Origin of the sequence: Nocardia carnea (assembly GCF_029868855.1) — a bacterium.
Taxonomy (GTDB): Bacteria; Actinomycetota; Actinomycetes; order Mycobacteriales; family Mycobacteriaceae; genus Nocardia; species Nocardia carnea_A.
In genome coordinates this window covers 36063-60895 of sequence record NZ_JARWOV010000239.1, presented here as the reverse complement: position 1 = coordinate 60895, position 24833 = coordinate 36063, and the positions used below count along the sequence as shown (strand labels likewise).

20 protein-coding genes and 1 tRNA gene are annotated in these 24833 nt (G+C 67.2%); 10 read left to right on the top strand and 11 right to left on the bottom strand.

Features of this window, described 5'->3' with window-relative positions; genetic code table 11:
* Positions 1–14 precede the first annotated feature (14 nt).
* From QH195_RS23425 to QH195_RS23405, 5 genes are all read left to right on the top strand, one after another.
* The gene (locus QH195_RS23425; protein WP_280437023.1) at positions 15–1550 is read left to right on the top strand and encodes an ATP-dependent DNA ligase; all 1536 of its coding nucleotides are present in this window, start codon (positions 15–17) and stop codon (positions 1548–1550) included.
* Between the two features lie 91 nt (positions 1551–1641).
* Positions 1642–3129 (top strand): DUF3375 domain-containing protein, encoded by a 1488-nt coding sequence (locus QH195_RS23420; protein ID WP_280437022.1) that lies wholly within the window; start codon positions 1642–1644, stop codon positions 3127–3129.
* Complete coding sequence (locus tag QH195_RS23415; protein ID WP_280437021.1) at positions 3122–3814, top strand: DUF4194 domain-containing protein; 693 nt, start codon at positions 3122–3124, stop codon at positions 3812–3814. The genes QH195_RS23420 and QH195_RS23415 overlap by 8 nt, the downstream gene beginning before the upstream one ends.
* Before the next feature lie 2 nt (positions 3815–3816).
* Complete coding sequence (locus QH195_RS23410; RefSeq protein WP_280437055.1) at positions 3817–7164, top strand: ATP-binding protein; 3348 nt, start codon at positions 3817–3819, stop codon at positions 7162–7164.
* The gene (locus QH195_RS23405) at positions 7161–8402 is read left to right on the top strand and encodes a Wadjet anti-phage system protein JetD domain-containing protein (RefSeq protein ID WP_280437020.1); all 1242 of its coding nucleotides are present in this window, start codon (positions 7161–7163) and stop codon (positions 8400–8402) included. Before QH195_RS23410 ends, QH195_RS23405 begins: the two co-directional genes overlap by 4 nt.
* Before the next feature lie 77 nt (positions 8403–8479).
* On the opposite strand, the gene QH195_RS23400 is transcribed toward QH195_RS23405, so the two are convergent.
* On the bottom strand, positions 8480–9340 hold the full coding sequence (locus tag QH195_RS23400; protein ID WP_280437019.1) for an LLM class F420-dependent oxidoreductase: 861 nt from the start codon (positions 9338–9340) through the stop codon (positions 8480–8482).
* Between the two features lie 178 nt (positions 9341–9518).
* Between QH195_RS23400 and QH195_RS23395 the strand changes: the two genes are divergently transcribed.
* On the top strand, positions 9519–10124 hold the full coding sequence (locus tag QH195_RS23395; protein ID WP_280423728.1) for a TetR/AcrR family transcriptional regulator: 606 nt from the start codon (positions 9519–9521) through the stop codon (positions 10122–10124).
* A 671-nt stretch (positions 10125–10795) separates the two neighbouring features.
* On the opposite strand, the gene QH195_RS23390 is transcribed toward QH195_RS23395, so the two are convergent.
* Positions 10796–11962, bottom strand: coding sequence for a cytochrome P450 (locus QH195_RS23390; protein ID WP_280437018.1), 1167 nt, complete (start codon positions 11960–11962; stop codon positions 10796–10798).
* 329 nt (positions 11963–12291) lie between these two features.
* Here QH195_RS23390 and QH195_RS23385 point away from each other — a divergent pair, with 329 nt between their 5' ends.
* Positions 12292–12924 (top strand): TetR/AcrR family transcriptional regulator, encoded by a 633-nt coding sequence (locus tag QH195_RS23385; RefSeq protein WP_280437017.1) that lies wholly within the window; start codon positions 12292–12294, stop codon positions 12922–12924.
* 65 nt (positions 12925–12989) lie between these two features.
* Here QH195_RS23385 and QH195_RS23380 read toward each other — a convergent pair whose 3' ends face one another.
* Genes QH195_RS23380 through QH195_RS23365 form a run of 4 tightly spaced genes read right to left on the bottom strand, consistent with a single transcriptional unit; the run spans position 12990 to position 17625 of the window.
* Complete coding sequence (locus tag QH195_RS23380; RefSeq protein ID WP_280437016.1) at positions 12990–14600, bottom strand: PEP-utilizing enzyme; 1611 nt, start codon at positions 14598–14600, stop codon at positions 12990–12992.
* Positions 14597–16099 (bottom strand): pyruvate, phosphate dikinase, encoded by a 1503-nt coding sequence (locus tag QH195_RS23375; protein WP_280423724.1) that lies wholly within the window; start codon positions 16097–16099, stop codon positions 14597–14599. Before QH195_RS23375 ends, QH195_RS23380 begins: the two co-directional genes overlap by 4 nt.
* Positions 16096–16710 carry a MarR family winged helix-turn-helix transcriptional regulator gene (locus QH195_RS23370; protein ID WP_280423723.1) on the bottom strand — a complete coding sequence of 205 codons (615 nt, stop codon included), beginning with the start codon at positions 16708–16710 and terminating at the stop codon, positions 16096–16098. Before QH195_RS23370 ends, QH195_RS23375 begins: the two co-directional genes overlap by 4 nt.
* Before the next feature lie 30 nt (positions 16711–16740).
* Positions 16741–17625: a DUF7065 domain-containing protein gene (locus QH195_RS23365; protein WP_280437015.1), complete on the bottom strand. Its 885-nt coding sequence runs from the start codon at positions 17623–17625 to the stop codon at positions 16741–16743.
* 976 nt (positions 17626–18601) lie between these two features.
* Between QH195_RS23365 and QH195_RS23360 the strand changes: the two genes are divergently transcribed.
* A tRNA-Leu gene (locus QH195_RS23360) sits at positions 18602–18686 on the top strand.
* An 88-nt stretch (positions 18687–18774) separates the two neighbouring features.
* Complete coding sequence (locus tag QH195_RS23355) at positions 18775–19179, top strand: hypothetical protein (RefSeq protein ID WP_280437014.1); 405 nt, start codon at positions 18775–18777, stop codon at positions 19177–19179.
* Positions 19180–19345: 166 nt separating this feature from the next.
* On the opposite strand, the gene QH195_RS23350 is transcribed toward QH195_RS23355, so the two are convergent.
* Genes QH195_RS23350 through QH195_RS23330 form a run of 5 tightly spaced genes read right to left on the bottom strand, consistent with a single transcriptional unit; the run spans position 19346 to position 23735 of the window.
* Positions 19346–20338 carry an amidohydrolase family protein gene (locus QH195_RS23350; protein ID WP_280437054.1) on the bottom strand — a complete coding sequence of 331 codons (993 nt, stop codon included), beginning with the start codon at positions 20336–20338 and terminating at the stop codon, positions 19346–19348.
* 2 nt (positions 20339–20340) lie between these two features.
* The gene (locus QH195_RS23345) at positions 20341–20862 is read right to left on the bottom strand and encodes a 3-hydroxyanthranilate 3,4-dioxygenase (RefSeq protein WP_280437013.1); all 522 of its coding nucleotides are present in this window, start codon (positions 20860–20862) and stop codon (positions 20341–20343) included.
* A 56-nt stretch (positions 20863–20918) separates the two neighbouring features.
* Positions 20919–21419, bottom strand: a complete 501-nt coding sequence (locus QH195_RS23340) for a RidA family protein (RefSeq protein WP_348536845.1) — start codon at positions 21417–21419, stop codon at positions 20919–20921.
* Positions 21416–22222, bottom strand: a complete 807-nt coding sequence (locus tag QH195_RS23335) for a 2-keto-4-pentenoate hydratase (RefSeq protein WP_280437012.1) — start codon at positions 22220–22222, stop codon at positions 21416–21418. The genes QH195_RS23340 and QH195_RS23335 overlap by 4 nt, the downstream gene beginning before the upstream one ends.
* Positions 22223–22259: 37 nt before the next feature.
* Positions 22260–23735: a 2-hydroxymuconic semialdehyde dehydrogenase gene (locus QH195_RS23330; RefSeq protein WP_280437011.1), complete on the bottom strand. Its 1476-nt coding sequence runs from the start codon at positions 23733–23735 to the stop codon at positions 22260–22262.
* A gap of 187 nt (positions 23736–23922) precedes the next feature.
* Between QH195_RS23330 and QH195_RS23325 the strand changes: the two genes are divergently transcribed.
* The gene (locus tag QH195_RS23325) at positions 23923–24801 is read left to right on the top strand and encodes an alpha/beta hydrolase (RefSeq protein ID WP_280437010.1); all 879 of its coding nucleotides are present in this window, start codon (positions 23923–23925) and stop codon (positions 24799–24801) included.
* The last annotated feature ends 32 nt before the right edge of the window (positions 24802–24833 follow it).

Below are 24833 nucleotides of genomic sequence, written 5' to 3'. Positions count from 1 at the left end.
GCCAGGCTGTTGACGTGCTGTTAGCCGAGGTCGCCGCCGCATCCACCGAGATCGCGTCCGCGTCGGCGCGGCTGGCCAAAACCGACCGTCTCGCCGCACTGCTGAGCCGTATCGCGGCGGACGGCGACGCGCGACTGGTCGCGGTGGCCGCGTCCTGGCTTTCCGGTGAACTACCGCAACGCCAGATCGGTGTGGGCTGGGCGGCACTGCGCACGCTACCGCCGCCTGCTACCACTGCGACCCTTACGGTCGCCGACGTCGACGCGCGGTTTTCCCGGATCGGCGCGGTCGCCGGGAAAGGTTCCCGGACCGCGCGCGCCGATCTGGTACGCAAGCTGTTCGAAACAGCGACCGGCACCGAGCAGGTATTTCTGCGCCGGCTGCTCAGTGGCGAGTTACGCCAGGGCGCCCTCGCGGGCGTGATGTCCGATGCGGTCGCGAAAGCGGCCGGCATACCCGCGGCCGAGGTGCGCCGCGCAGCGATGCTGGCCGGCAACCTGCCTGCCGTGGCGGCCGCGGCGCTCGCCGGAGGGCGGCCGGCGCTGGCGGAGTTCCGGCTGCGGGCGGGACAGCCGGTGGGGCCGATGCTCGCGCAGACCGCGACCGGGGTCGACGACGCACTGGGGCGACTCGGCGGAACCGCGATATTCGAAGCGAAACTGGACGGCGCGCGCGTGCAGATCCACCGGGCCGGATCAGCGGTTTCGGTGTACACCCGCAGTCTCGACGATGTCACCGCCCGGCTGCCCGAGGTCGTCGCGGCCACCCTGGCTCTTCCTGCTACCGATCTGATCGCCGATGCCGAGGCCATCGCGTTGCGCCCCGACGGACGGCCGCAGCGGTTCCAGGTCACCGCGGCCCGGTTCGGCAGCAAGAATCCGGGCGACCTCGAACCGCTGTCGGTGTTCTTCTTCGACCTGATTCATCTCGACGGCCACGACCTCCTCGATCTACCCACCCGGGAACGGCTCGCGGCACTCGATGCGCTCGTCCCCGCCGACCAGCGCGTCGACCGCCTGGTGACCGCTGACACCGCTGCAGCGCAACAGTTCCTCGACCGCACGCTCGCCGCCGGACACGAGGGCGTGATGGCCAAATCACCGTCGGCGCCGTACGAGGCGGGCCGCCGCGGCGCCGGCTGGTTGAAGGTCAAACCCGTTCATACCTTGGACCTGGTCGTTCTCGCTGTCGAATGGGGTTCCGGCCGGCGCACCGGCACCCTGTCCAATATTCACCTGGGCGCTCGTGACCCGGCCACCGGCGGGTTCGTGATGCTGGGCAAAACCTTCAAAGGGATGACCGACGCCATGCTGAAGTGGCAGACCGAGCGCTTCACCGAACTCGCCGACGGCCCGACCGATGGGTACGTGGTGCGACTGCGGCCCGAACAGGTCGTCGAGATCGCCTTCGACGGGGTGCAGGGTTCGACCCGCTATCCCGGCGGCATGGCACTGCGCTTCGCCCGCGTGGTGCGCTACCGCGAGGACAAGTCGCCCGCCGACGCCGATACGGTCGATACTGTTCGCGCGCTCTACGAACGGGGCGGTTGAGGGGCCACGACAGCTGTTCCGGGCCGCGACCGGAAGACCCGGTGCGAGGTCCCGGCGGGTGTGTCGGCCGCTCGACGTACCCTGAGCGCCGATGAGTATTCGAGGCGTAGAGGGTGCGTACCAGGGGGCTCTTCGGGCGTTCAAGACCCCGATGCTCGATTTGCTCCACCAAACATATGCGCCGTTCGTGGTGACCATGCTGGCGACGGTGTTCACGGCCGAACGGGCCGCGGTCGCGGTGGCGGATGCGCACGCGGAAATCGGTGCTGCGCTGACCCAGTTGCGGGCCGCGGGCTACGGCGAAGAGGACAGGTTGCCGCTACCCGCGGGCAATGCGCGTGATCTGTGCCGCCAGTGGGTGAACGCGGGCTGGCTGGTGCGTCAGGTGCTCGACGACCAGGTCGAGGTGTATCGGTTGTCCGCGCACGGGGTGGGCGCCCTGGAGGTCGCGGGCCGGGTCGGTGGTTCCCGGACACGGGTGTCGGAATCGCGGGTGCGGACCCTGCTGGAAGCGGTGGAGCGGCTCGCACAGGACGCCGACCCGGACGTGATGTCCCGGATCGCCCGGCTGGAGCTGGAGATCCGGGAGCGCCAGCAGGAACTACACCGGCTCGAGCGCGGTGGCGCCGTGGCGACGGTCGACGACGACCGGCTGGTGGAGGAGGCGGAAAACGTTCTGCACCTGGCACGGGAATTGCCGGCCGATTTCGCCCGGGTAGCCGAGTCGATCAAGGCCATGCAACGCGATGTGGTCGCCGACCTGCGCCAGGATGCCCGCCCGACCGGTGAGGTGCTGCGCGAATACCTGGAGCGCGGCCGGCAGATCATGGACGCGACTCCGGAGGGCCGGGCGTTCGCGGGAGCATTGCGCCTCATCGGCGACCCGGAGCGGATCGATGATTTGTCGAGCCGATTGCGCACGGTGCTGCGCCACCCGTTCACCGCACAGTTGACCGAACCGCAACGGCGCGAGTTCACCGATATCGCGCGCCGGATCGAACGTGGTGTCAAAGACGTGCTGGCCGCGCAGCGGCAGGCCTCGCATGTGATCACGACCCAGGTCCGTAATCACGACCCGATGCGGGACCGGCAGGTCGACGATCTGCTGCGCGACGTCATGACCGGTCTGCACCGCTGGGTCCCCCGTTCACGACACCGGGAGCCGATCCCACCGCTGCGCCGCCTACCGGCCGCGGCTATCGAGCATCTGCGGCAATCCTCGAGTGATCCCCGCCCACCGCAGCCGCCCGCACCGCTGGCCGAATGGGACGAGGACATGCTGCCGGACACCGATACGCGGGCCTGGGGCGGCCCGAAATACGCCGCGCTGGACGAACACCTGGCCCGATTCGCCGCCGCCGCGGACACCATCGATATCGCGGCTGCTTTCGGTGCGGCGCCCGAGGAGATCCGCCGCCCGGTCGACCTGCTCGGTTTGCTCGAGCTCGCGCACCGCACGGGGATGACCGAAACCGAGGCCGTGGTCACCGTCGAAGCGATCCGCCCGGACCGGACTCGGCGGCGGTTCGCGCTCGGCGGTGTGGTCGCGGTGAGGAACGCCGAGGCAGCCGATGAATGAGCCGAACACGGCCGGTGAAGTGGGGCCGGAGGACACGGGTTTCATCGACCCGGTCTCGATGGAGGAAGACCCGGCGGAACTGTTCGCCGGCGACAGGGGGACGCTGGACGCCGAAGTGCGGCGGGTACTGGTCCGGCTGCTGCAACGCCGGTTCCTGTCGGCGGACAAGCACCCCGCGCAATGGCGGACGCTGCTGGAGAATCAGCAGCTCGTCGAGTCGCGCCTACACGATCTTTTCGTCCGGCTGGTGGTCGACCACGAACGCGGTATCGCCTACAAACAGCAGGTGCGTTCGGCGGAACTGGATGTGCCGATCCTGTTGCGGGACGACCCGTACAACCGGGCCGAGACGCTGGTGCTGGTGCATCTGCGCACAGTGTTCCAGCAGGAACGGGTCGCGGGTGAGGTCTCGGCGCGGGTCGATATCGAAGAGCTGGAGCAGACGGTACTGACCTACTTCGACCCCGACGACACCAATATGGCCCGGGGACAGCAGGAGATCCGGAGCGCGGTGACTCGGCTGGCCAAGGAAGGGCTGATGGAGGAGGAGACCACCGGCCGGTACCGGATCACGCCGCTGGTGGAGGTCGTGATGAGTACGGAGAAACTGAGTGAATTGAGCCGCTGGCTGCGGGAACGAAACGACGGCCCGGACCGCGGTGCCCGCGAGGAGGTCGCGCCGTGACCATGATCGACACGCTGTTCGGGCTGGTTCCCGAGGCGTCCCGCGGGCAACAGTGGGTGGCGCAGGATCTGCAATTGGTGAACTGGGGCGGATACGACGGTCACCACCGGGTGCGGTTCGCGCCCGGGGCGACCCTGCTGTGCGGAGAGTCCGGCTCGGGCAAATCGACCCTGATGGACTCCTATATCGCGTTGATCATGCCGCATACGATGCCGTTCAACGGTGCTTCCAACGGCGGTGTCGTGGGCCGTCCGCGTGGCAAGGACCAGCGCAACATCCTGTCGTATGCGCGGGGCAAACTCGACGAATCGCGCACCGGGGGTGAGACGAAAGCCCGGGTGCTGCGCGGCGACGGCCGCGACACCTGGTCGGCGATCGCGATGACCTGGGCCGACCCGTCCGGCGCGCGATTCACCGCAGTCCGCGCCTGGTACGTGCCGTCGGCGGCACGCTCCCTCGAAGACCTCGTCCAGGTCCGCGCCACCTGCGACGAGCCGTTCGACCTGCGCACACTCGCGGGACCGGCGAACAAACGACTCGCCGAACCCGCGGTGAAAGCACTCGGGCTGACCTGCTACCCCACCGACCGCGAATACACCGCCCGGTTGCATACCGCGCTCGGAATCGGCGCCGCCGGTGACGGGAACAAAGCGGTCGCGCTGCTGGGCCGGATTCAGGCAGGTCAGCAGATCACCACCGTCGACGCCCTGTACAAGACCATGGTCCTCGAGGAACCGTCCACGCTGGCCACCGCGGACGAGGTGGTCAAACAATTCGACGAACTCGCCGGGACGCGCACCCAGATGACCACCGCACGCCGTCAGGTCAGGGCACTGACGCCGATCCGGGAGCACCGCCGCATCATCGTCGACGCGATCGAACGCGCGGAGCTGATCGACGGCCTCGGTTCGTTCACCGACTCGGCCTCGCCCGCCGGGTTGTGGCGGCACGAACGCCGTGCCGAATTGCTGCGAGCGGCCGAGGAAGAGCTGGGGCGACGGCGCAAACAAGCCGAGGAAGCCGTCGCCGCGGCCTCGGCACTGGCCAAGGGCGCCGAGGCCGAACTGGGCGGGATCACCGAGACATTGCGCGCTTCCGGCGGCGACAGGCTGGAAAGGGCCCGCGGTGCGCTGCGGGACGTGGACAAACGGTTCGATGAGGTCGAGCAGGCGCGGCACCGGCTCGACAAAGCACTGGACACCATCGGCGCCACGGTTTCCGACGGCGAGGACTTCGCCGCCCTGGTCACGCAGGCACACCGGCTGCTCGGCGACAAGAAGGCCCGGGAGACCGCACAGAACCATTTCGCCGAAGCGAAGACGCACCAGACGAGCGTGACTCGTGAACTACAGGAGCTACGGAGCGAACGTAAGGCTGTCGCCGCCCGCCGGGACAATATCCCCAGCGAGTTGCATCGTGCGCGTGCAGTCCTCGCGGAGGCCGCCGGCCTCACCCCCGAACAGCTTCCGTTCGTCGGCGAACTGATAGAGGTACGCACCGAATTCGAGCCGTGGCGCGAAGCGTTCAACCTCGCGCTGGGCGGATTCGCCACCAAGATGCTGATCGATATCGCCCACCTCAACACATTCCGCGAAAAGATCAACACCGTGCGCACCGCCCGGCGTATCCAGTTCGAAGGCGTCCGGACCGGGCTCCGCGACCAGATCGGGCTCGACGATCGCCGGCTGCCCGGCCGCCTCGACTACCGGCCCTCCCCGTTCACCGCATGGCTGAAGAACGAACTCGTCGATCGGTTCGACTATGTCTGTGTCGAGACGCCGCGTCTGCTGCCACAGCACCGCAAAGCGCTCACGATCACCGGCCAGATCTCGGACGGAGCGCGCGGCGCCCACGGTGGGCAGGGGCGGGCCAATGTCCTCGGCTTCACCAACGACCGGTTGCTGACCCGCCTCGACGAACAGATCCGTGCCGCCGAGGACCGCAAATCCGCCGCCGACGCACAGGTCGAGCAGACCCAGGCCGATCTCGATTCCTTCGAAGATCGCCGCGGCGCCTACCGGGCCCTGACCGAACTGACCTGGGACCGAGTCGATATCGACTCCGTCGCGGCCGAACGGGACCGATGGACACAGATCATCGACGAAGTCCACTCCGGCAACCCGGAGATCGACCGGTTGCAGAAGCAGGTAGACGAACTGACGGACAAGGTCGAACGTCTCAATGAGAGAGCGGTGCGGGCCAAGCTCGAGCAGGAGGACCTGGAGACGGCCTGGGAGCGCACCACCACCGAGGCCGAACGCGCCCGGCGGGAACTCGATACCGCCCGCCGCTCCGGGCGCGAGGTCACCGCCGATCACCGCGACTACCTCGAGGGACTGTTCGACAACGCCGACACCGGCACGCTCCCGGCCGCCGAAGCCCTGAAGGCATTCGACGCCGCGACCCACCGGGTAGCCGACCGGCTCACCACCGATCGCCAGGCCGCGGAGAGCGCAATCGGCAACGCGCGGATCAGACTCTCCGAAACGTTCTCCACCTTCGTCGAACGCTGGCCGAACCCGAACCTCGGCACCGACCCCGACGATTCCTACCACGATTTCGAACGCCTGCTCACCGACCTGGAAACCAGCCGCCTGCACGAACTGGAAAACCAATGGCGCGACAGCCTGCTGAAACTGTCCGGTAACGATCTCACCAGCCTCGACAGCGAACTGGCCTCGGCCATCCGGGAAATCCGCGACCGCATCGAACCGGTCAACCGTATCCTCGCCGAACTGCCCTTCGCCGACGACGACCATCGGCTGCAGATCGACCCGCAGGAAAGCCATTCCACGGTCCGCGCTCGCTTCCGCAAGGAACTCCGCGACGTCCGCCGCCTGATCGACCAGGCGAACACCGATACCGACCGGGAACGTGCCTACAGCCGGATGGCCAAGGTCATCGACCGTATCCGCCGCACGGCCCCCGACTTCGCCGACCTGATCGACGTCCGCAACCACATCCGAATCAGCGCCGAAAAACGAAACGCCGCAGGCGAACACGTCGCGCTCTACGACCACATCGGCGAGAAATCCGGCGGCGAATCCCAGGAACTCGTCGCCTTCATCGTCGGCTCGGCGCTGCGCTACCAACTGGGCGACGCCGGCGCCGAACGTCCCCGCTACGCCCCCGTCTTCCTCGACGAAGCACTCATCAAAGCCGACGCCCGCTACACCGGTCGCGCCATCGGCGCCTGGCGCGGCCTGGGCTTCCAGCTCATCATCGGCGCCCCCAACGACAAGAACAGCGCCATCGAACCCCACGTCGACGCCGAATACCTGGTACTCAAGAACGCCCAGAGCCGCTCCTGGGCGAAACCGATCATCGGTATCCCCCCGGAGGGTGAATGAGCCCTGGACTTGTGACATCGAAGGCAGCTCTCGAGGTGCTCCGGAACAGGATCGAACAGAAGTGGGCGGAAGCGATCTGCGCCGACTACGGCGTCGCCAGACCGGCAATCTTCTCGGTCCCGCTGCGTCCGGGCCTGTCGAGCGGGAAAGCAGTCGAACGAGCAAACGGCGGCTCCTGGCACGAATGGCGCACCACGTGGCGCAACTTCGAACTCCGAACGATCAGCAAATTCGCAGGCGTCGGAATCATCCTCGAGCCGGTGACCATCCGCGGTGTGACCTACGACCTCCCGGCCACACTCGTCGCCGAGAACGTCGGTGCCGCCGTCGAACTCATCTCCCGAGCCGAAGAGAAACCTCAGGCAGTCGACCTCGGTCGCGCCCGATCGCTGGCGAAGTCGCTCGATACTGCCGGAGTGACGCCCACCCCGGCTACCTTGAAGGCCACCTACCGGCTCACCGATGCAGACACCGAGATCCTGTTCACCGCCATCGCTTGGCTCTCCGCTCACCCGGACGTCAGCGCTTGGACCGCCCGCCAGCTCCCCGTCCCGGGCATGCACTCGAAATGGCTCGAAACCCACGGCGGGCTCCTGCAGACAGTGACGGGACGTGATGTACGCGCCGAAGTCCGGCCACGACTCGCCGTCGTTCACCTGACCTACGTCGATCCCGATTACACCGCCTCGGGAAAACGCAGGCACGACGCCTGGACCACCGGCGACACACACGACTTGGCCTACACCCCACGCGTGGTCCTCATTGTCGAGAACCGTGACTGCCGCCTCTGGTTCCCGCACGTCCAGAACACAGTCGTCGTCGAAGGGAACGGCAAAGCCGCCGCCTCCCTGCTCGCCGAAATCACATGGATTCGTACGGCCGAACACGTCGTCTACTGGGGTGATATCGACGCAGACGGCTACGCGATCCTCGACCGCCTCCGCGCCACCATGGCCGTTCCCACCTCCGACGGTCTACCCGCCAAAACCGTCCATTCGATCCTCATGGAGGCCACCGACCTGCACCACCACGCCAACCACGGCGTAAACCGCGACAAGGCCGGCTGCCCGATCAAACCGTCCTCGACGAGGCTCGTGCATCTCACCAGCGCCGAATCGACCGCCTACGATGCCGTCGCCACGGCAGGGCCCGCCCAGTTCCGGCGAATCGAGCAGGAAGTGATCCCACTCGCCCAGGCGGCTGCCCGGTTGGAAGCACTGATCAACACCCACGGGTGACCACATTCCGACGCTGCATCGGTCCCAGCGCGTCACAGCTCACGCTGATATCGGTGCCGATGTGTCGCCGCGGCGGATCAGGCGAGCGCGGCCGCGAGGCGGCGCCACTGTTCGCGGGGAAACACCTGCGGGTCGGCTTCGAGAACCTGCACGCAGACGTGGTCGGCGCCGGCCGCTCGATGTTCGGCGACACGACGCAGGACCGCTTCCTCGTCACCCCAGGCGATGATTGCGTCGAAGAGCCGGTCGCTCACGGTGTCGATATCCTCCTGCGTGAAACCCGACCGCAGGATGTTGTTCGCGTAGTTCGGCAACTGGAGATAGTTGCGCAACCAGTCGGTGCCGATCGACCGCGCCTTCTCGGCATCGGTGGTGAGGATGGCCGTCTGCTCCGGCAGCAGCAGCGGCCCGTCGCCGAGGGCGGCCCGGGCGGTGGCGGTGTGCTCGGGCGTCACCAGGTAGGGGTGGGCGCCGCCGGCGCGTGTCGCCGAAAGGTGCAGCATCTTGGGTCCCAGCGCGGCCAGGACCCGGGACTCTGCGGGGACGGGCCGGTCGAGGACGTCCAGCGCGTCGAGATAGGCCCGGGTCGCTGCCAACGGCTTCTGGTACCGACCGGGGTCACCCGCATCGATCAACGGTGCGTGGCTCACGCCGATACCGAGCAGGAACCGGTCGCCGTAGGTATCGGTCAGGGATGCATACCGCGCCGCGACGTCCGACGGTTCGTGCATCCACAGGTTCAGGATCCCGGTCGCGACAACGATGCGCTCCGTCGCCTGCAGCAGGTTGTCCACGGCATCGAATACCGGTCCGCCGACGTCGGGGATCCACACCGCGGCGAAGCCCAGCTGCTCGAGTTCGGCCGCCGCCTCCGCAGCTACGGCCGGATCTCCGTAGCGCAACTGCGAACTCCAAATTCCCACGCCCGAAAGCTGCACAAAACCCTCCTGGAGCCGTGATACGTACGCCGATACCGGAATCCGGCCTTGCGGAAAGGATGCTACTGCACGACAGGTCGAGCGATCAGTTCCTCTGGACGGTGCGACAGCACCATGTCCGGTCCCGACCTGCGGCCATTGCCGCGGTGTCGGTGATCGCCCTCGGTACGGTGAACCCATGCTCGACAACTCCGCCGGCCCCCGCACCGGCCGTCCCCGCGACAGCCGAGTGGACGCCGCGCTGCTCGAGGCTGCCGCGCAACTGATCGCCGAACGCGGTTACGGCGCACTCACCCTCCAGGCTGTCGCCGACACGGCAGGGACGAGCAGGCCCGCACTCTACCGCCGGTACAGCTCCCGGGCCGATCTCGTGGTCTCGGTACTGATCGATCGGTACGGTCTGCAACCCGGCGCCGAGGATTTGGGTGGGATCGAGGCAGAGTTGCTCGCGATTCAGCAACACCAGCGGGACCTGTTCAACGACCCGGTGCTGCGCCGGGCCGTGCCGGGCCTGTTGGAAGAACTCGGTCGTACTCCGGAGGTCGCGCAACGGTTCCAAGAGCAGTTCCTACGACCGCGCCGACGTTCCACGGCCACAATCCTGGAACGCGCGACCGCCCGGGGCGAGATCGAGCCCGGTGTCGATTCCGAATGGGTATGTGACCTCATCACCGGGCCGATGCTCATGCGTGCGTTGTTACCCGAACTCGGGCCGATCGACGAGGAGTTCGTGCGGCGCACGGTGCAGTCCGCGCTCGACGCCGTGGGGCTACACCAGCACTGATCATTCTGTAGTCGATGCCTGCCGCGCTACGAAGGGGCGGCGAGCTCCCACGCGGCCGGAATGGTTCGCAGATCCACCGCCGCGAGACCGAACGCGTCCCTCACGAAACGAACTCGACTCACTCGACGGCTGGATCGTATGCCGCGATCTGCTTCTCGATGTCGCCGGCGACGACGAGATAGCAGCAATCGGAATCGCTTGCCTCGATCCGGGCACCGGCCCGCTCGCCGACCCCATACCGGGTTCGACCGCGCCCTGGCCGACCGGCAGCGAGCTGAAGAACGCGGTGCAGCGCACTTTCCGGCCGCAGTGATCTACACGGCTCCATATCGCATATGTGTATCGCTCGCCGAATCCCATTGCGGCGGGCTGCCTCCAGAGGAATTAGCACTGGTAGGGGCCGGCCTTCTCACTCAACTCGCAGCTGAGCGCCGACTCGTCGCCATCATGCGGCGCCCGGGGGCCGGTACTGCCGGCACCGTGGAAGGTTGACAGGTCCACTCCAGGGCCTGCCCCCATCCGAGTATTCGACGGCGTTATCAGGATCGGGGATACCCATGATGGACAACGCTGTGCAGGAGACCACGCGACACCGCGGTCCAGGGCGAGATGGCCCCGGACCGCGGCGTTCGATCACCCACCGGCCCGCGTCGAGGCGGGCCCGGCCGTGATCAGGATCTGTGCAACGGCGACGACGCCGGGAACTCCACCCGCAACGCGGTCAGCGACCGGTGGAACGGCCCAGGTCGCCAGGTCGGGGGTTCGGTCGACCGGATCTCGGGTAGAGCGTCGAGCAGTTGGTCGATGGCGTCTTGCGCGATGAGATATGCCATGGACTGGGCTGGACACGTGCGTGGACCGGCTCCCCACGCCAGATGGGAGCGGTTGCCGGTGCGATCACCACCACTGACCGTCGGATCATTGTTGCATGCCGCGATACTGACGACGATCGGTTGATGGGCGGGCAGCCAGGCGTCGTCGATCAGGATCGGCTGCCGCGGATAGGTGAGCAGGTAGTTCGCCAAGGGCGGGTCGTTGAAGAGCACATGATCGAGTGCTTCCCGGGTGGACAGGCTCCCGCCCAGGACACCGCCACCCAACCGGTCGTCGGTGAGGATGAACAGCAGCGTGTTGACGATGAAATTCTGCTGGAATTCGATCCCCGCGCCGTACTGACTGGCCAGCTGGTGGACCATCTCCAGATCGTCGAGCTCGGCCGGATGCCGCAACAGCGCCGAGGTTATATCGTCGCCGGGTTCGGCCCGCTTCAGGGCCACCAGTTCGAGCATCGCCTCGCTGATCATCGTATTCCCGTGATCGGCATCGATACCCTCGACGATCGCCGCCATCCCGGCCGCCATCTTCTGCCCCACCTCCGGCGGGCAGCCGAACAGCACATTGAGCACTCCGAAGATCAGCGGAAAGGTGTACTGGCCGATCAGATCGGCGCTGCCGTCCTCGCAGAAGGCGTTGATCAGCGAGATGGCGATCTCTTCCACCGTGGTGTGCAATGCGTAGAGATCGACCTCATCGACACTCTCGGTGGTGGCCCGGCGAAAGCGGGCCGCCTCCGGCCCGGCGCTGCGGGTCGCCATCGGACGCCATTCCATCATCGGCAGGACCGGGCAATCGGCGGGCATACCCTGCTGCCAGGTGCGTGGATCGGCCGGGAAATGCTCGGGATCGTTCAGGATCCGCACCGCGGTCCGGTAATCGATCACGAGCGTCGCGGGTACGCCGGGCGCCAGTTCCACCGGCATCAACGAGGCGTACTGCTGCCGCATTTCGTGGTAGTGGGCGTGTGGGGCGGCGGCGAATTCCGGTGCGAACAGCGGCATCCGAGGATCGTCGGAGTCGAACGGGGAGATCGGACGGGCGGGGCAGGAAGGGGCAGGCGTACCGGGTGGGACGTTGCTCAAGAACTGAACTCCAGACAGCGGTTGCGGACAGCGAACGAGGGGACGAGATCTGCGGTGGGGTTCCTGCGCGCGGCGTAACCCCGGCGAGACTGCTTCCGGACCACGGCAAACCGGACAGCTACACTCTGTCCGGTGCTGTCCGTGCGGAAGATGTGCCCGCCGCGAGCTGTCGCTCCAGGGGGCCGGCCGGGGCGGTATGCCTGGCGGAGACAGCACTTGGGAAGCAGCCGACGAGAGGTAGCGCGGTGATGACCGGCTCGGCAGCGCGACCCCGCCGTGGCCGCGGGCGGCCGCCCGGATCGGACGGAGCGCAAACCCGCGACTCCATCTTGCGGGCAGCGCGTGAATTGTTCAGCGAAGTCGGCTACGACCGGGCGACATTCTCCGGTATCGCGACCCGTGCCGGGGTGACCCGCACCAATATCAACCATTACTTCCGGAGCAAGGACGAGCTCTACCGCACATTGTTCGAAGCCGATAAAGACAGTGTGATCACCGCCGGTATCGCCGACGCAGGGTCGGCGACCGACCTCGCCGACCGGATGGCCGCATTCCTGCGCATCACCATGCAAGCTGATTCCGAGAACCGTACCTACGTCAGGTTTCTCGCGGCCTCGCTGTTCGATGCGCTGCGCAATCCGGAGCTGGCCGACTGGGCCGAGGAACAGATCGATAATGTGCGCGGCTTCATCCGGCCGGCACTCATGGCCGCCGCGGCCGACGGGACCATCGGACCGGAGGTCGATATCGCGACCGCCACCGAGGTGCTCATCGCCGTGGTGTGGGGAATGAGCATGTACGCGGGGTTCGTCGGAGACGAGGACAGGCTCGAGCCGATGATCGACCAACTCACCGCGCTGCTGCGCGGCGCTCTCTGGTAGCCGCCGGTGCGTATCGGATCCGCCCCACCGGCCGGCGGGCCGGATCCGATACCGCACAGTCGGGCTCATCCGATGAGGGTGACAGTGCCCGCATCGCCGTCCAGACGGATGTGCTGGCCGTCGCGGATCCGGTAGCTGCCGTTCTCGGTGCCACAGACACAGGGGATTCCGAGTTCGCGGGCCACGATCGGCCCGTGGCTGAGCAGGCCGCCGTAGTCGGTGACGACGCCGGCCGCGACGAGGAACAGCGACACCCAGCTCGGGTCGGTCGCCTCGCAGACGAGGATGTCGCCGTCGTCGAGTTCGGTGGTCGAGGGGTCGCGGACCACCCGGGCCCGGCCCTCCACCACACCACCACTGGCCGCCACCCCGGTCACGACGCCGGAGACATCCAGGGCGGGGGAATCGGTCTCACCGGACTTGATCAGCTGCGGTACACCGGCCCAGGCCTGCGGCAGCCGGTACTCGCCACGCTGGTCGTACTGTGCCTGTCGCGCCGCGACCAGCCCGCGTTGATCACCGGTGACCCCTGCGCACACATCGTCGTAGGACAGGTGGAAGACGTCATCGATATCGTCGATCACGCCCGCTGCGACCAGCAGGGCGCCCTGCCGCCGCATGACGGCCCGGGCGATATCGAAGGTCAGCAGATACCCGGCCTTGCCCTGCTCCCGCAGTGCGATCCAGCGAGCGGCCCACCGCACATACCTGGCCGCGCCGCCACGCTTGTGCCGGGGCAGCGCCGCCTGAACCTCTGCCAGCGCCCGCTGCCGGATCTCGATCTGTTCCCGGCTCCGATTGCGCGGTGCCCGTGGGCTGTCCGCGGCGATGGCCCGGTAGTCGGCGAGCCGGTTGAGTACCGGGGCGGGGTCCTCGCGCCAGGTGACACCGGACAGCTGGCCCTCGTTGTTGCCGTGGTAGCCGTGCCGGTCGGTGAACTCGCGCAGCGAAATCTCGTTATGTGCCAGCGCCCACAGATCGTTCGCGATCTCGCTCTCGTCCGATCCGACCCCGGACAGCAGCGCCGGCGCGAGGTGGTCCAGGTCGAGCCCGGCCAGCATATCGGTGACCCGGTCCGCGAGCCCGGAACTGACGAACGCGACGAGCATATGCGCGGTCAGCATGCGCTGGAAACGCTGTCGCGCGTCGTCGAGCAGTTCGACGCACCCCGCGTGGTCCAGCGTGTCGATACCGTCCAGATGAGCCAGCCGCCAGCGGCGCAGCCCGGCGAATTCGGCATCGTGGCGCTTGGGCAGCCGGAGCACCGCCGACGGCGCTTTCATCATGATGACGGGATAGCGCCGGGCGCTGTTCGCGTCGACCGTCTCCGGCCGCACATAACCGAAGAGCTGCTGTTCCACCGCCGTCGCCGAGGTGCCGGGGGTGATGTTCGCGATCTCCCGGAACTTGTCGATATTGGCCGCCGCCCGCCCGGCGAACAATGTCCAGAACATATCCTCCGGCTGATCGGGAACATAGACCTGTTTCCCGGTGAGGACACCGAGGTTCCGGAATGTGGTGCGGGTCGCCAATTCCACCGACGCGTTGATGAAGGTGAACCCCAATGTGGTGAACACACCCGGAAACGCCTCCGCGACATTGCCGGTGGTCCAGGTGACCGCGGGATCGATCGTCGTGTTGTCGAGCGTTTCCTCGACCATTTCGCGGGTGCTCATCGAACTCTCTCCATTTTGCGTCGCAGGAGCAGATCGGGTAGCGAACCCGTTGCGCCGTAGGGGTTTTCCGCACGTGCCCATCGGGTGAGCAGCGCGATATCGGGATCGTCGGCCGGGGCTCCGGAGACAACGGTGAGCTCGCCGGGATACACCGCTCCGGCCGTCGCGTCGACGGTGACCGTTTGCCCGGTGAGCGCGGTGAGCGATCCGGTACCGCAACCGACCACGCACGGTACGGCCATCTCCCGGCAGACCACCGCCGCGTGCGAGGTCGACCCGCCGAGTTCGGTGATCACCGCCGCGGCCACCGACATGGCCATCACATCGTCGGGGTCGGTGGTCGGCCGGGCCAGTATCACCACTTCCCCCCGGTCCGCGCGTTCCTCGGCCTCGGCGGAGTCGCTGACGACGCGACCGGTGGCAATACCCGGACACGCCGGTTTGCCGGTGGCGACCGCAGCGGTCGCGGCCAACTCGGCGCGGTCGAGTCGCGGATCCAGGACAGCGCGAACCTGCTCGGATGTCACCCGGTCGAGCGCTTCGCCCTCGCTGATGAGCCCTGCCTGCCGAAGCAGTACCGCATGTCGGACCGTGGCCTCCGGAGTACGTTTGGCGACCCGTGACTGCAGCAGCCACAGCGCGCCGTTCTCCACTGTGAACTCGATATCCTGCACGTCGCGGGCGTCGGCCTCCAGCCGGTTCGCCGCGGCGAGCAGATCGGTGTAAACCGCCGGCATCGTGTCGGCCAGCTCCGCGACCGCCAACGCGTCCGCGCGGCCGGACACCACATCCTCGCCCTGGCCACGTGGCAGCCACTCACCGTAAGGTTCGGCAGCGCCGGAGAGCGGGTTGCGGGTGAACAGCACGCCGGTCCCCGAGCGGTCGTCGAGATTGCCGAAGACCATCGCCTGCACGGTGACCGCAGTTCCGGCGTCGTGGGACAGGCCGCGACTCTCGCGATATCCGACAGCACGCGGCGAACGCCAGGAACCGATCACCGCCTCGATCGCACGACGCAACTGCTCCCACGGGTCCGCGACCGGCGTCCGCCCGACCACCTTTTCGTACTGTGCGCGGAATCGGCGATGGGTGTCGGCGGCGAATGCGGTATCCCCGAACTGATCGGCCAGTGCCCGTTCGACCTCGTCGTTCGTGCCCAGGTTGAGCACGGTGTCCATCATTCCGGGCATGCTGGTCGCCGCGCCCGAGCGGACCGAGACGAGCAGCGGCCTCGGTCCGGCGCCGAACCGGCGGCCGGTGGCCGATTCCAGCTCCGCCACCGCGGCGGGCACCGAATCCCACACTTCTCCGGGAAGTACCGACTCCCCGGCGCTGTGCATCCATCGGCACACCTCGGTGGTGATGACGAATGCCGGCGGAACCGGGATTCCGAGCGCCGACATCCGCTGCAGGCTCCATGCTTTACCGCCCAGCAGCTCAGGGCCCGCGGTAGTCGCGGGACCGAGCGGGAGAACCGACGGGTGTGCGCCCGCGCTCACTCGGCCCTCCCCGCTGCCTCTTCCCGTGCCCGGGACACCCCGCCCAGACCGATCAATTCCTCGTGCAGTTCGAACCACACGGTGTGATAGCTGTCGACCAGCGGCCGCGCCAGCCAGGCCGGATCACCGGAACGAATCTTTGCCAAGGCCCCGGCGAACCGGTCCGGGTACTGTGCCAGACGCGGCACCAGCTCGACGAATTCCGCGAGCAGCGGTGCGAACCGTTCGTGCAGCTCGCCCAGCCGCGCCACGATCCGCGCATCGTATTCGACGTCGGTGTGATCGTTCGGGCGCGCACCGTCGATCAACTGCCAATCAGTGACCAGCTGTTTGAAGTCCTCGTTCACCGCGCCGAAGCCGAGATACCGCTGCCGCAGCAACGCCTGGTCGACGGTGCTCCGCTCGATGGCCAGCAGTTCGTCGAGCCGTGCCCGGCCCACGGGAGTGATCTTGACGCGCACACCCACACGCTCCAGCTCCCCTGCGTGCAGCAGCGGCTCCAACACGGCCGTCAACGCGGTATCGGTGAGACCTGCCGCGGCCGCGAGATCGGGCTCGGTGGGACGGCCTTTGAATCGCGCAGCCTGGAGAACGCGCAGGACATAGGACATGGTGTATCCGCTCCTTCTCGTCGCCGCCGGTCAGGCGACCCGGTGCAGGATCGCCTGCTCGAAAATGCCCTCACCGGCATCGAACGACAGGAAGTCGTCGTAGACCCCCAGCGCCGGCCCGTCGGTCTCGGCCGGCCCCGCCGGTACCCGGAACCCACCGAGTCGAGCGCCCAGCGATACCATCCTGGTCGTACCGTCCTCGAGTTCGAGCCGCGCCCAGCGGAATTGGGCGGCCGCGTCCCGGGCGAAGGTGACGGCAGTGATCGCCCTCGAACCCGTGCTGTCGATGACGAAACCATCCGCCGTCAGCGAATCGTCGGCGTTCCGGAACTTCATCGCCGTGACGAACGCCGAATCCTGCACCACGAACAGGGCCGCGAATTCGACCCACTGCGACGATTCGTCCCGGAATCCCCACGTCCGGTCCCGCATACCGCGCCCGGAGACAGCCACCGTCTCCCCCTCCAGCGTGATACTGCCCGCGACGGTGCACGCCTGCTGAAAATGCTGTAGTGGCGCGGCGGCTCCCAGCGACGGGATAGCGTTGTTGCCGGCGTAATCGGCGGCGGCGAACAGTGGCGCGTTGACGAGTTCGGCGGAGACGAGCGGGTGTTCGACACGTACCCGGCCGTCCAAGCCGAAATGAACACTCTCACCGCTGAAGGTCCCCACCTCGAGCGTTTCGACCACTTCGGTCACCCGCCCCGCTACAGACACGCTGAACCGGGCCCGCCGGGTGTCCGGCGCGTTCGGCGAAGTCGACACGTGCACCGTACCGAAAACCGCTGCGGCGGAATCCCAGAACGAAAGGTAGGCGTTGTCCTTCCACACCGGGTCGTCGGCGCCTGCGGCGTCGGAACGAACCGGCTCGGACAGCTTGCCCCAACTCTGTTCGGTCGGGGTGGCGGTAACCATCGGGGGTCCCTTCTGATCAGGATGCGCGGGATACGGATCAGGCCCGCGGCCGGCCCGACCGAACGTACATCGGCGCCCACCGGCCCTTTGCCGACGCGATCTGCGGTGTGCGGACGTCGACAGTGAACGACCACACAGGACCGCAGCCGCGACGCCCGATCACACCAGCGCCCGGGCGCTGTGCAGATGATGAGGCTATACGAAATGACGGTCGTGTCAATTTATGTGGGGGCGTCCGGTCGACAAACAGACGCAGCCGAATGCAGCGAAATCCGGTCCGATGAGCCCAGGCCAGCGCACGACGGCTCCCGGCTGACCACAGATGTGCGGAACCTCTGCCGCACACTGACGTTCGACGTAATCCTGAGGCAGAGCCAGGAGGCCGGCACCACTTGTCCGACAGCACGCCGGACTGCGCCGGTCCGCAGGCAGTTCCTCATCACCCATCGGCGAGGCCGGGCCGAGGATGCCGCGACCGCATCAGCCCCGACACCATGAGGTAGAGCGACGGCCTGGCTACACCTGGACCCGATCCGCACCGAAGGCATCCCACCCCCTGCTCTTCCGCACGCACCGGCGGACGGCGGAAACTCCACGCCGCGACGAGGACAAGGTCGTGCACCCTCGTCGCGACACTCTCATTGCCGTGACGGCTCCGGATCGAACATCCGACGGCGCCGAGACGATGAACATTCACGGCAACCACGGACCGGACAGCGCACAACCGTGCGCTTGCGGCTTGCCTGCCCTCCTTCCGGCGAAACACACCCGCTGCGGTCATCGACCTACTCCACGATCCGCGACCACCCGATCCCACCCCTGCCGCGGTCCGACACCCCTCGACATCCTCCAGGCGCCGGTACGGCGAGCAGCAATCCACCCCTTCCATACCGCGTACCCCGTGTCGACATTTCCGCAGGTGAGGCCCACGATTTTGCCTTGCCCGCGCGATCAGATACTCTTGCTGGGCACACCGGTCCGGGTGGCGGAATGGCAGACGCGCTAGCTTGAGGTGCTAGTGCCCGTTATAGGGCGTGGGGGTTCAAGTCCCCCTCCGGACACAACCAATAGGCTCACCGATGCGGCGATCACCCTGCTGGCCGAAGACCGCCAATGGCTCCATCAGCACCTCGACGACCTCCGAAACGCATGGTCGCACCGCATAGCCGGACGGCAGTGGGGACCGTCCACGGAGATGCATGGGAAGGGAACGTCGTCACCGCCGACGACGGCACGACCCTCTTCCTCGACCTGGCGGCGCACATCCATCGGCCCGCCCGAATGGGATCTGACCTCGACTGCCATCGATTCAGCTCATTCGGATGGATTCACGCGCAGCAGTACACCGAATTCGTGGCCGCCTACGGCTACGACGTCACGGAACAGCCGGGGTTCGCGCTGCTGCGGGACATCCGCGAAATGCGGATGACCTGCATGGCTGCGCAGGCTGCCGCGCAGGAACCTTCGCGGCTCGCCCAGGCGCAGCTGCGCGTGGATTCCCTGCGTGGCCGCCGCGGTCAGCGGCCTTGGGACGGATGGGAAGCTATTCCGTAACCCGACGGCAACAGGTCAACGCTGAAACTCGCGAAATGTGCAGACCACTTCGAAGTACCGACACGAGACGAAGGCCCGCTTATCGTCGTCTCCGGAATGACGGTGGCGGAAATCCCGCAGTGGCCATGAGTGAGAGGACACTCTCGAGCGCGTCGTGAGTGCTGGATCAGAGTCCCAGGAATCTTTCCGCGTTACGGTGGGTGATCAGGTCGCGAGTTGTGTCACCCAAGAATTCGCTCTTGCGCACCACCTCACCGACGGGCCGCTCACCCAGTGGGTACGGGTAGTCGCTGCCGACCATGACCCGTTCGGCGCCGACGGTGTCGACCAGCACCCGCAGGGCGCGCTCGTCGAACACCACGGAGTCCACGTAGAAGCGACCGATGTAGTGAGACGGCGGAAACTCCGAGGTTCCGATGATGTCGTTGCGGCCGTGCCAGGCGTTCTCCGTGCGACCGAGCCAGAACGCGAACGAGCCGCCGCCATGGGCGAAGGCGATCTTCAGGCGTTCGTCGACGCGGTCGAAGACGCCGCCGAGGATCAGCGCCAGGATCGACAGGTGGGTCTCCGCCGGCATCGAGGTGAGCCAGCGCGACATCCACCGTTCCAGACGCGGGGAGCTGGGCATGTCCCACGGGTGTACGAAGACGGGGACATCGCGGTCTGCGCAGTGCTGTAGGAACGTAACGATGCCCTCGTCGTCCAGGTCCCGGTCACCCACGTGGTTTCCGATCTCCACGCCGCGATGCCCGTTCTCCAGACAGCGGTCGAGTTCCGCGCACGCCAGGTCGGTGTCCTGCAATGGAACCTGGCAGAACGGGATCATCCGGTCGCCCGCGGGCGCGGTGATTTCGAGGGCAATGTCATTGAAGATGCGGGCGATCTTTGCCGCCTGTTCCCCGGTGCGCCCGTAATTGAAGAAGGCCGGCGTCGGCGAGACTACCTGAGTGCGCACCCCGTCTGTGTCCATATCGCGTAGGCGCACCGCCGCATCCCAGCAGTCCGACTGGATCCGCCGGAACTCCCTGGTGCCCATCATGATCATGGCGTCGTGTTCGGATTCGATCCGCAGCCACGGGGCGTCGGCGCCGGCCTCTGCACTGATATCCGGCCACCCTCGGGGGACATAGTGGGTGTGGACGTCGATGATGTTGTTCACCTTCAGCCTTTCCCGGGGTGGATGGCACCGCAGTTCGGGCACTTGTGCGCCGCCTCGTCGGCATAGAACTGCGTAAATACCGGAGGAAGGTCGTCGACGATGCTGCGCACCTGCAGCTCGATCTCGTGGACCAGTGCGTCGCATTCGAGGCAGTACCATTGGAACTTCTCGAGGGTGCCCTCCCGGCGTACCCGTTCGATCACGAGGCCGACCGAGTCCGGGTCGGGCCGCTGCGGCGAATGCGGCACGTTACCGGGCAGCAGCCAGCACTCACCTTCGCGGATGTCGATCCTGCGCGGTCCCTCGTCCGTCATGATGTTGACGTGGATATCTCCCTTGATCTGGAAGAACCACTCCTCGTAGGGTTCTCGGTGGTAGTCGGTGCGCTCGTTCGGTCCTCCGACGATCTGGACGATGAAGTCCTCGCCCAGCGCCATGGTCCTGTTGTTGACCGGTGGTTGCAGCAGGTGCTCGTGCTCGGCGATCCAACCATGGAAATTGATGACCTCCGGAATGCGGGTCATGGCGTCTACTCCAAATCGCTTGTGGGGGTGGGGCAGTGAGTCGGTGCCGAATCGACTCAGGTGGTCGTACGCCGATGCGCGATCGCCTGGATCTCGATCAACAGGTGCGGATGTGGCAGCTGGTGCACGGCCACGGTTGTCCGGGTCGGCCCGGATTCGTCGAAGTACTCGCTGTACGCCTCGTTGTAACCACCGAAATCGTTCATCGAAACCAGGTAGGTCGTGATCTGCGCGACGTCTTCGAGTCCTGCGCCGACCTCGCGGAGAATCCCGCGGATATTCTCGATGACAGCGCGGGTCTGTGCGCGGATGTCGAGGTCGGTGGTACCCATCTCGTCGACCTCGACACCGACGAACGTGTTGTCGGGCCGGCGCGAGCTGGTACCGGAGACGAAGATGAGATCCCCGACGACCTTGACGTGAGGGAATCGTCCGCGGGGCGCGGCGTGGCCGGTGAGGACTGCGCTACCGGAATCGGCTCCCTGCCCCGGTAGACCGCCGGCGGATACATCGGCGTTGTTCGTCACGATACGTTCTCCCTCATCGTTCTGCGTCATCGTCGAACACCGGTCAGGCTCACGGTCCCGATCCCGGCGATCTCGCACTCCACGGTCGCTTCGGTCAGCGGCATCGCCGCGGTCGCCGCGCCGGCGAGTACCACGTATCCGGCATGTAGGGGGATCCGCCGCCGGCGGCACATATCCAGTAGCGCGCGGAGCGCTTCTTCCGGGTCACCGAGGATCGCCGCTGTCGTTCCGGTGATCTGCTCGTCGCCGACCCGCAGTCGCACCGCACGGTCGGCGGCCTCGCGCATAGGGAGCCACGTGCCCACGGCGAAGCCGGATGCCGAGGTGTTGTCGGCGACGACGTCGGCGTAGGTGAATCGGAAGTCGCGGTAGCGCGAGTCGATGATCTCGAGGGCGGGCGCGATCGCGTCGACACAGGCCACGATGTCGGTGTCCGGGTTGTCGAGGTCGGCCAGCGGGATATCGCGCCCGATCCGGTAGGCCACCTCGGGTTCCACCTTCGGATGGATATAGCCCCGCAGATCGGTGTCACCGCCGTCGGCCACCTGCATCGCATCGGTGATGCGCCCGACGATCACGTCGGACACTCCCATCTGCGCCATCTTCGCCTTGCTGGTGAAGCCCAGCTTCACGCCGACGACCCGCTCACCGCGCATGGTCCGCAACCCGAGCAGCGCCTCCTGCACCAGGTACGCGGTGTCGACGTCGAGGTCGATGCCCAGCGAGGTGTCCTCTTCGAGGCTGCGGGTGTCGGTCCTCGACGTCTGCGCGTTGTCGAGTCGGCGCGCCAGCGTCTCGATATCGCCGGGGCCCGCTGTTTGGGACTTCGTCATCTCCTGCTCCAGGTATTTCGTGGATGGTCCGGCGCCGTCACAGCTGTACGCACACGTTGGTCGACTCGGTGTAGAAATGCAGCGACGACTGGCCACCTTCGCGCCCGAGGCCCGAGAGCCCGACGCCGCCGAACGGGGACCGCAGGTCGCGGAGGAACCAGGTGTTGACCCACGACATGCCGACGTTCATGGCTTGCGCGACGCGGTGTCCGCGTCGCAGGTCGTTGGTCCACACCGCGGCGGCCAGCCCATAGTCGGTGTCGTTGGCGAGCGCGATGGCCTCGGCCTCGGTGTCGAACGGGATGAGCGCGGCGACGGGGCCGAAGATCTCCTCGCGCAGCACCCGGTCGCGGTTGGTGAGGCCCGTCCACAGCGTGGGCTCGATCCACGAGCCGCCGTCGAGGTCGGGGCCCATCGCCGGGATGCCACCGCCGGTGCGGATCTCGGCACCCGCTGCCTCGGCGAGTTCGAGGTAGGCCTGCACTTTCTGCCGGTGCTTGTGCGAGATCAGCGGACCGGTGGTGGTTGCCGCGTCGGTGGGCCGGCCCAGGCAGAGCCGCCCGGCGCGTTCGACGAGGCCCGCCGCTATGTCGTCGAAGACCGCGCGCTGGATGTAGACGCGCTCGGTACACAGGCACACCTGCCCGGTGTTGGTGAAGATGGACCGGCTCAGGCCGTCGATCGCCTCGTCCAGGCAGACATCGTCGAAAACGACGGCCGCGTTCTTTCCGCCCAGTTCGAAGGACACCGGCCGCACCCGGGGTGCCACCGTCTTCATGACCTGTGAGCCGGTCGACGATGATCCGGTGAACGTCACGCCGTCGATGTGCGGGTGCTCGGTGAGGAACGCGCCGGCGGAGCCGGCACCGAACCCGTGTACGACGTTGTAGACGCCGCGCGGGAATCCGACCTCGGCCAGGACCTCCGCGAGGAGGGTCGCCGTGGACGGGGTGTCCTCGCTGGGTTTGACGACAACCGCGTTGCCGCATGCGAGGGCCGGTGCGACCTTCCAGGTGAGCAGCAGCAGTGGGAGGTTCCACGGCACGATGACGGCGACGACTCCCAGCGGCTTGCGGACCGCGTAGTTGAGGGCCCGGCGGCCCCCGACCATTTCGGTGAGGAACGACTCCTGCCCGGCGGCGGAGACGACATCGGCGAAGGTACGGAAATTGGCAGGCGCCCGAGCGATATCGAGTTCGCGCGCCTGTGTGATCGGCTTGCCGGTGTCGGCGATCTCGGCGGCGACGAACTCGTCGAAACGCTCCTCGATACGGTCCGCCGCGCGCCGCAACAGGTCGGCCCGCTCGCGGACCGGCCGATCGGCCCAGCCTGCGGCGAGTGCGGCGCGGGCCGACGCGACAGCGCGGTCGACGAGGCCGCGGTCCGCCTCGTGGACCTGCGCGAAGGTGGCACCGGTGGCGGGATCGACAGCGGCGAACGCCCGGTGGGGATCGGGGTCGACGAACGCGCCGTCGACGAAGTTCCGGATCCACTCTTGCGGCTGTGCGGTCATACCTCCACTGTGATCGAGATCGTCATGTCGGGGAAATGCAAATTCGAACGCTACCTATGCCCGAATGGTCATGACGTCGGGGGTATTTCTCGGGACGGCGGCGTGCTGTATACCCGAATACATCCCCCGCATCGTGCTGTGCGATATCCGCCGGCCTATTGCCACCGAACTCCCCGAAGGAACACCAGTGTCCGACCCACGAATCGATGCCGATTACAACGTTCGCAACTCCGTCGCCCCCGAGGTCTTCGACAGGGTGATCGCCGACTACCGCGTGCGCTCGGACGAGGCCGTGCGGGGCCTGTCCGGGCACGAGGGCATCACCTACGACGAGGCCGGCGGCCAGCAGTTGGACATTTGGGGGGTGGGCACCGAGCCCCGGCCCGTTTTCCTCGCCGTTCACGGCGGCTACTGGCGGATGCTCTCTCGCCACGACACCGCATTCATGGCACGGGTGCTCGACGACGCGGGCATCGCCACTGTCACCGTCGACTACGGCCTGGCGCCCGCCACCCCGCTGGAAGAGATCGTCAGGCAGGTGCGGGCGGCCGTTGCCTGGATATTCCATCACGGCAGGGGATACGGACTGGCCCCGAACCGGATCGTCGTCGGGGGCAGCTCCGCGGGCGGGCATCTGACCGGTACGACGATGATGCCCGGCTGGCAGGCAGAGTTCGGCCTACCGGCCGACGTGGTCCGCGCCGCGATGCCGATCAGCGGCCTCTTCGATCTGCGTCCACTGGTCGATTTCACCTCCGAGTGGCTGAACCTGGACCTCGGGCGGGCCGCCGCGCTGAGCCCAGCGCTCGCTCCGCCGCGCCCGGAGGGCGTGGCGGAGCCGGTTTCGGTGATCGCTGTCGCCGAGAACGACGGCGCCGGATTCCTCGAACAGAGCCGGCACTTCCACGAGCTCTGGTCGGCACGGTCGTCGAGCCGACTGCTCACCGTCCCCGGTCGTAACCACTACGATGTCTTTCTCGACCTGGCCGACCCCGATTCGGAACTGACCGGCGCGCTGCTCGAACTCATCGCGGCAACCGGGAGCCAGCGGGGCCGGCGGCCGTAAAACACCACTGAGCCCGGCCCCCGCAGAAGGGG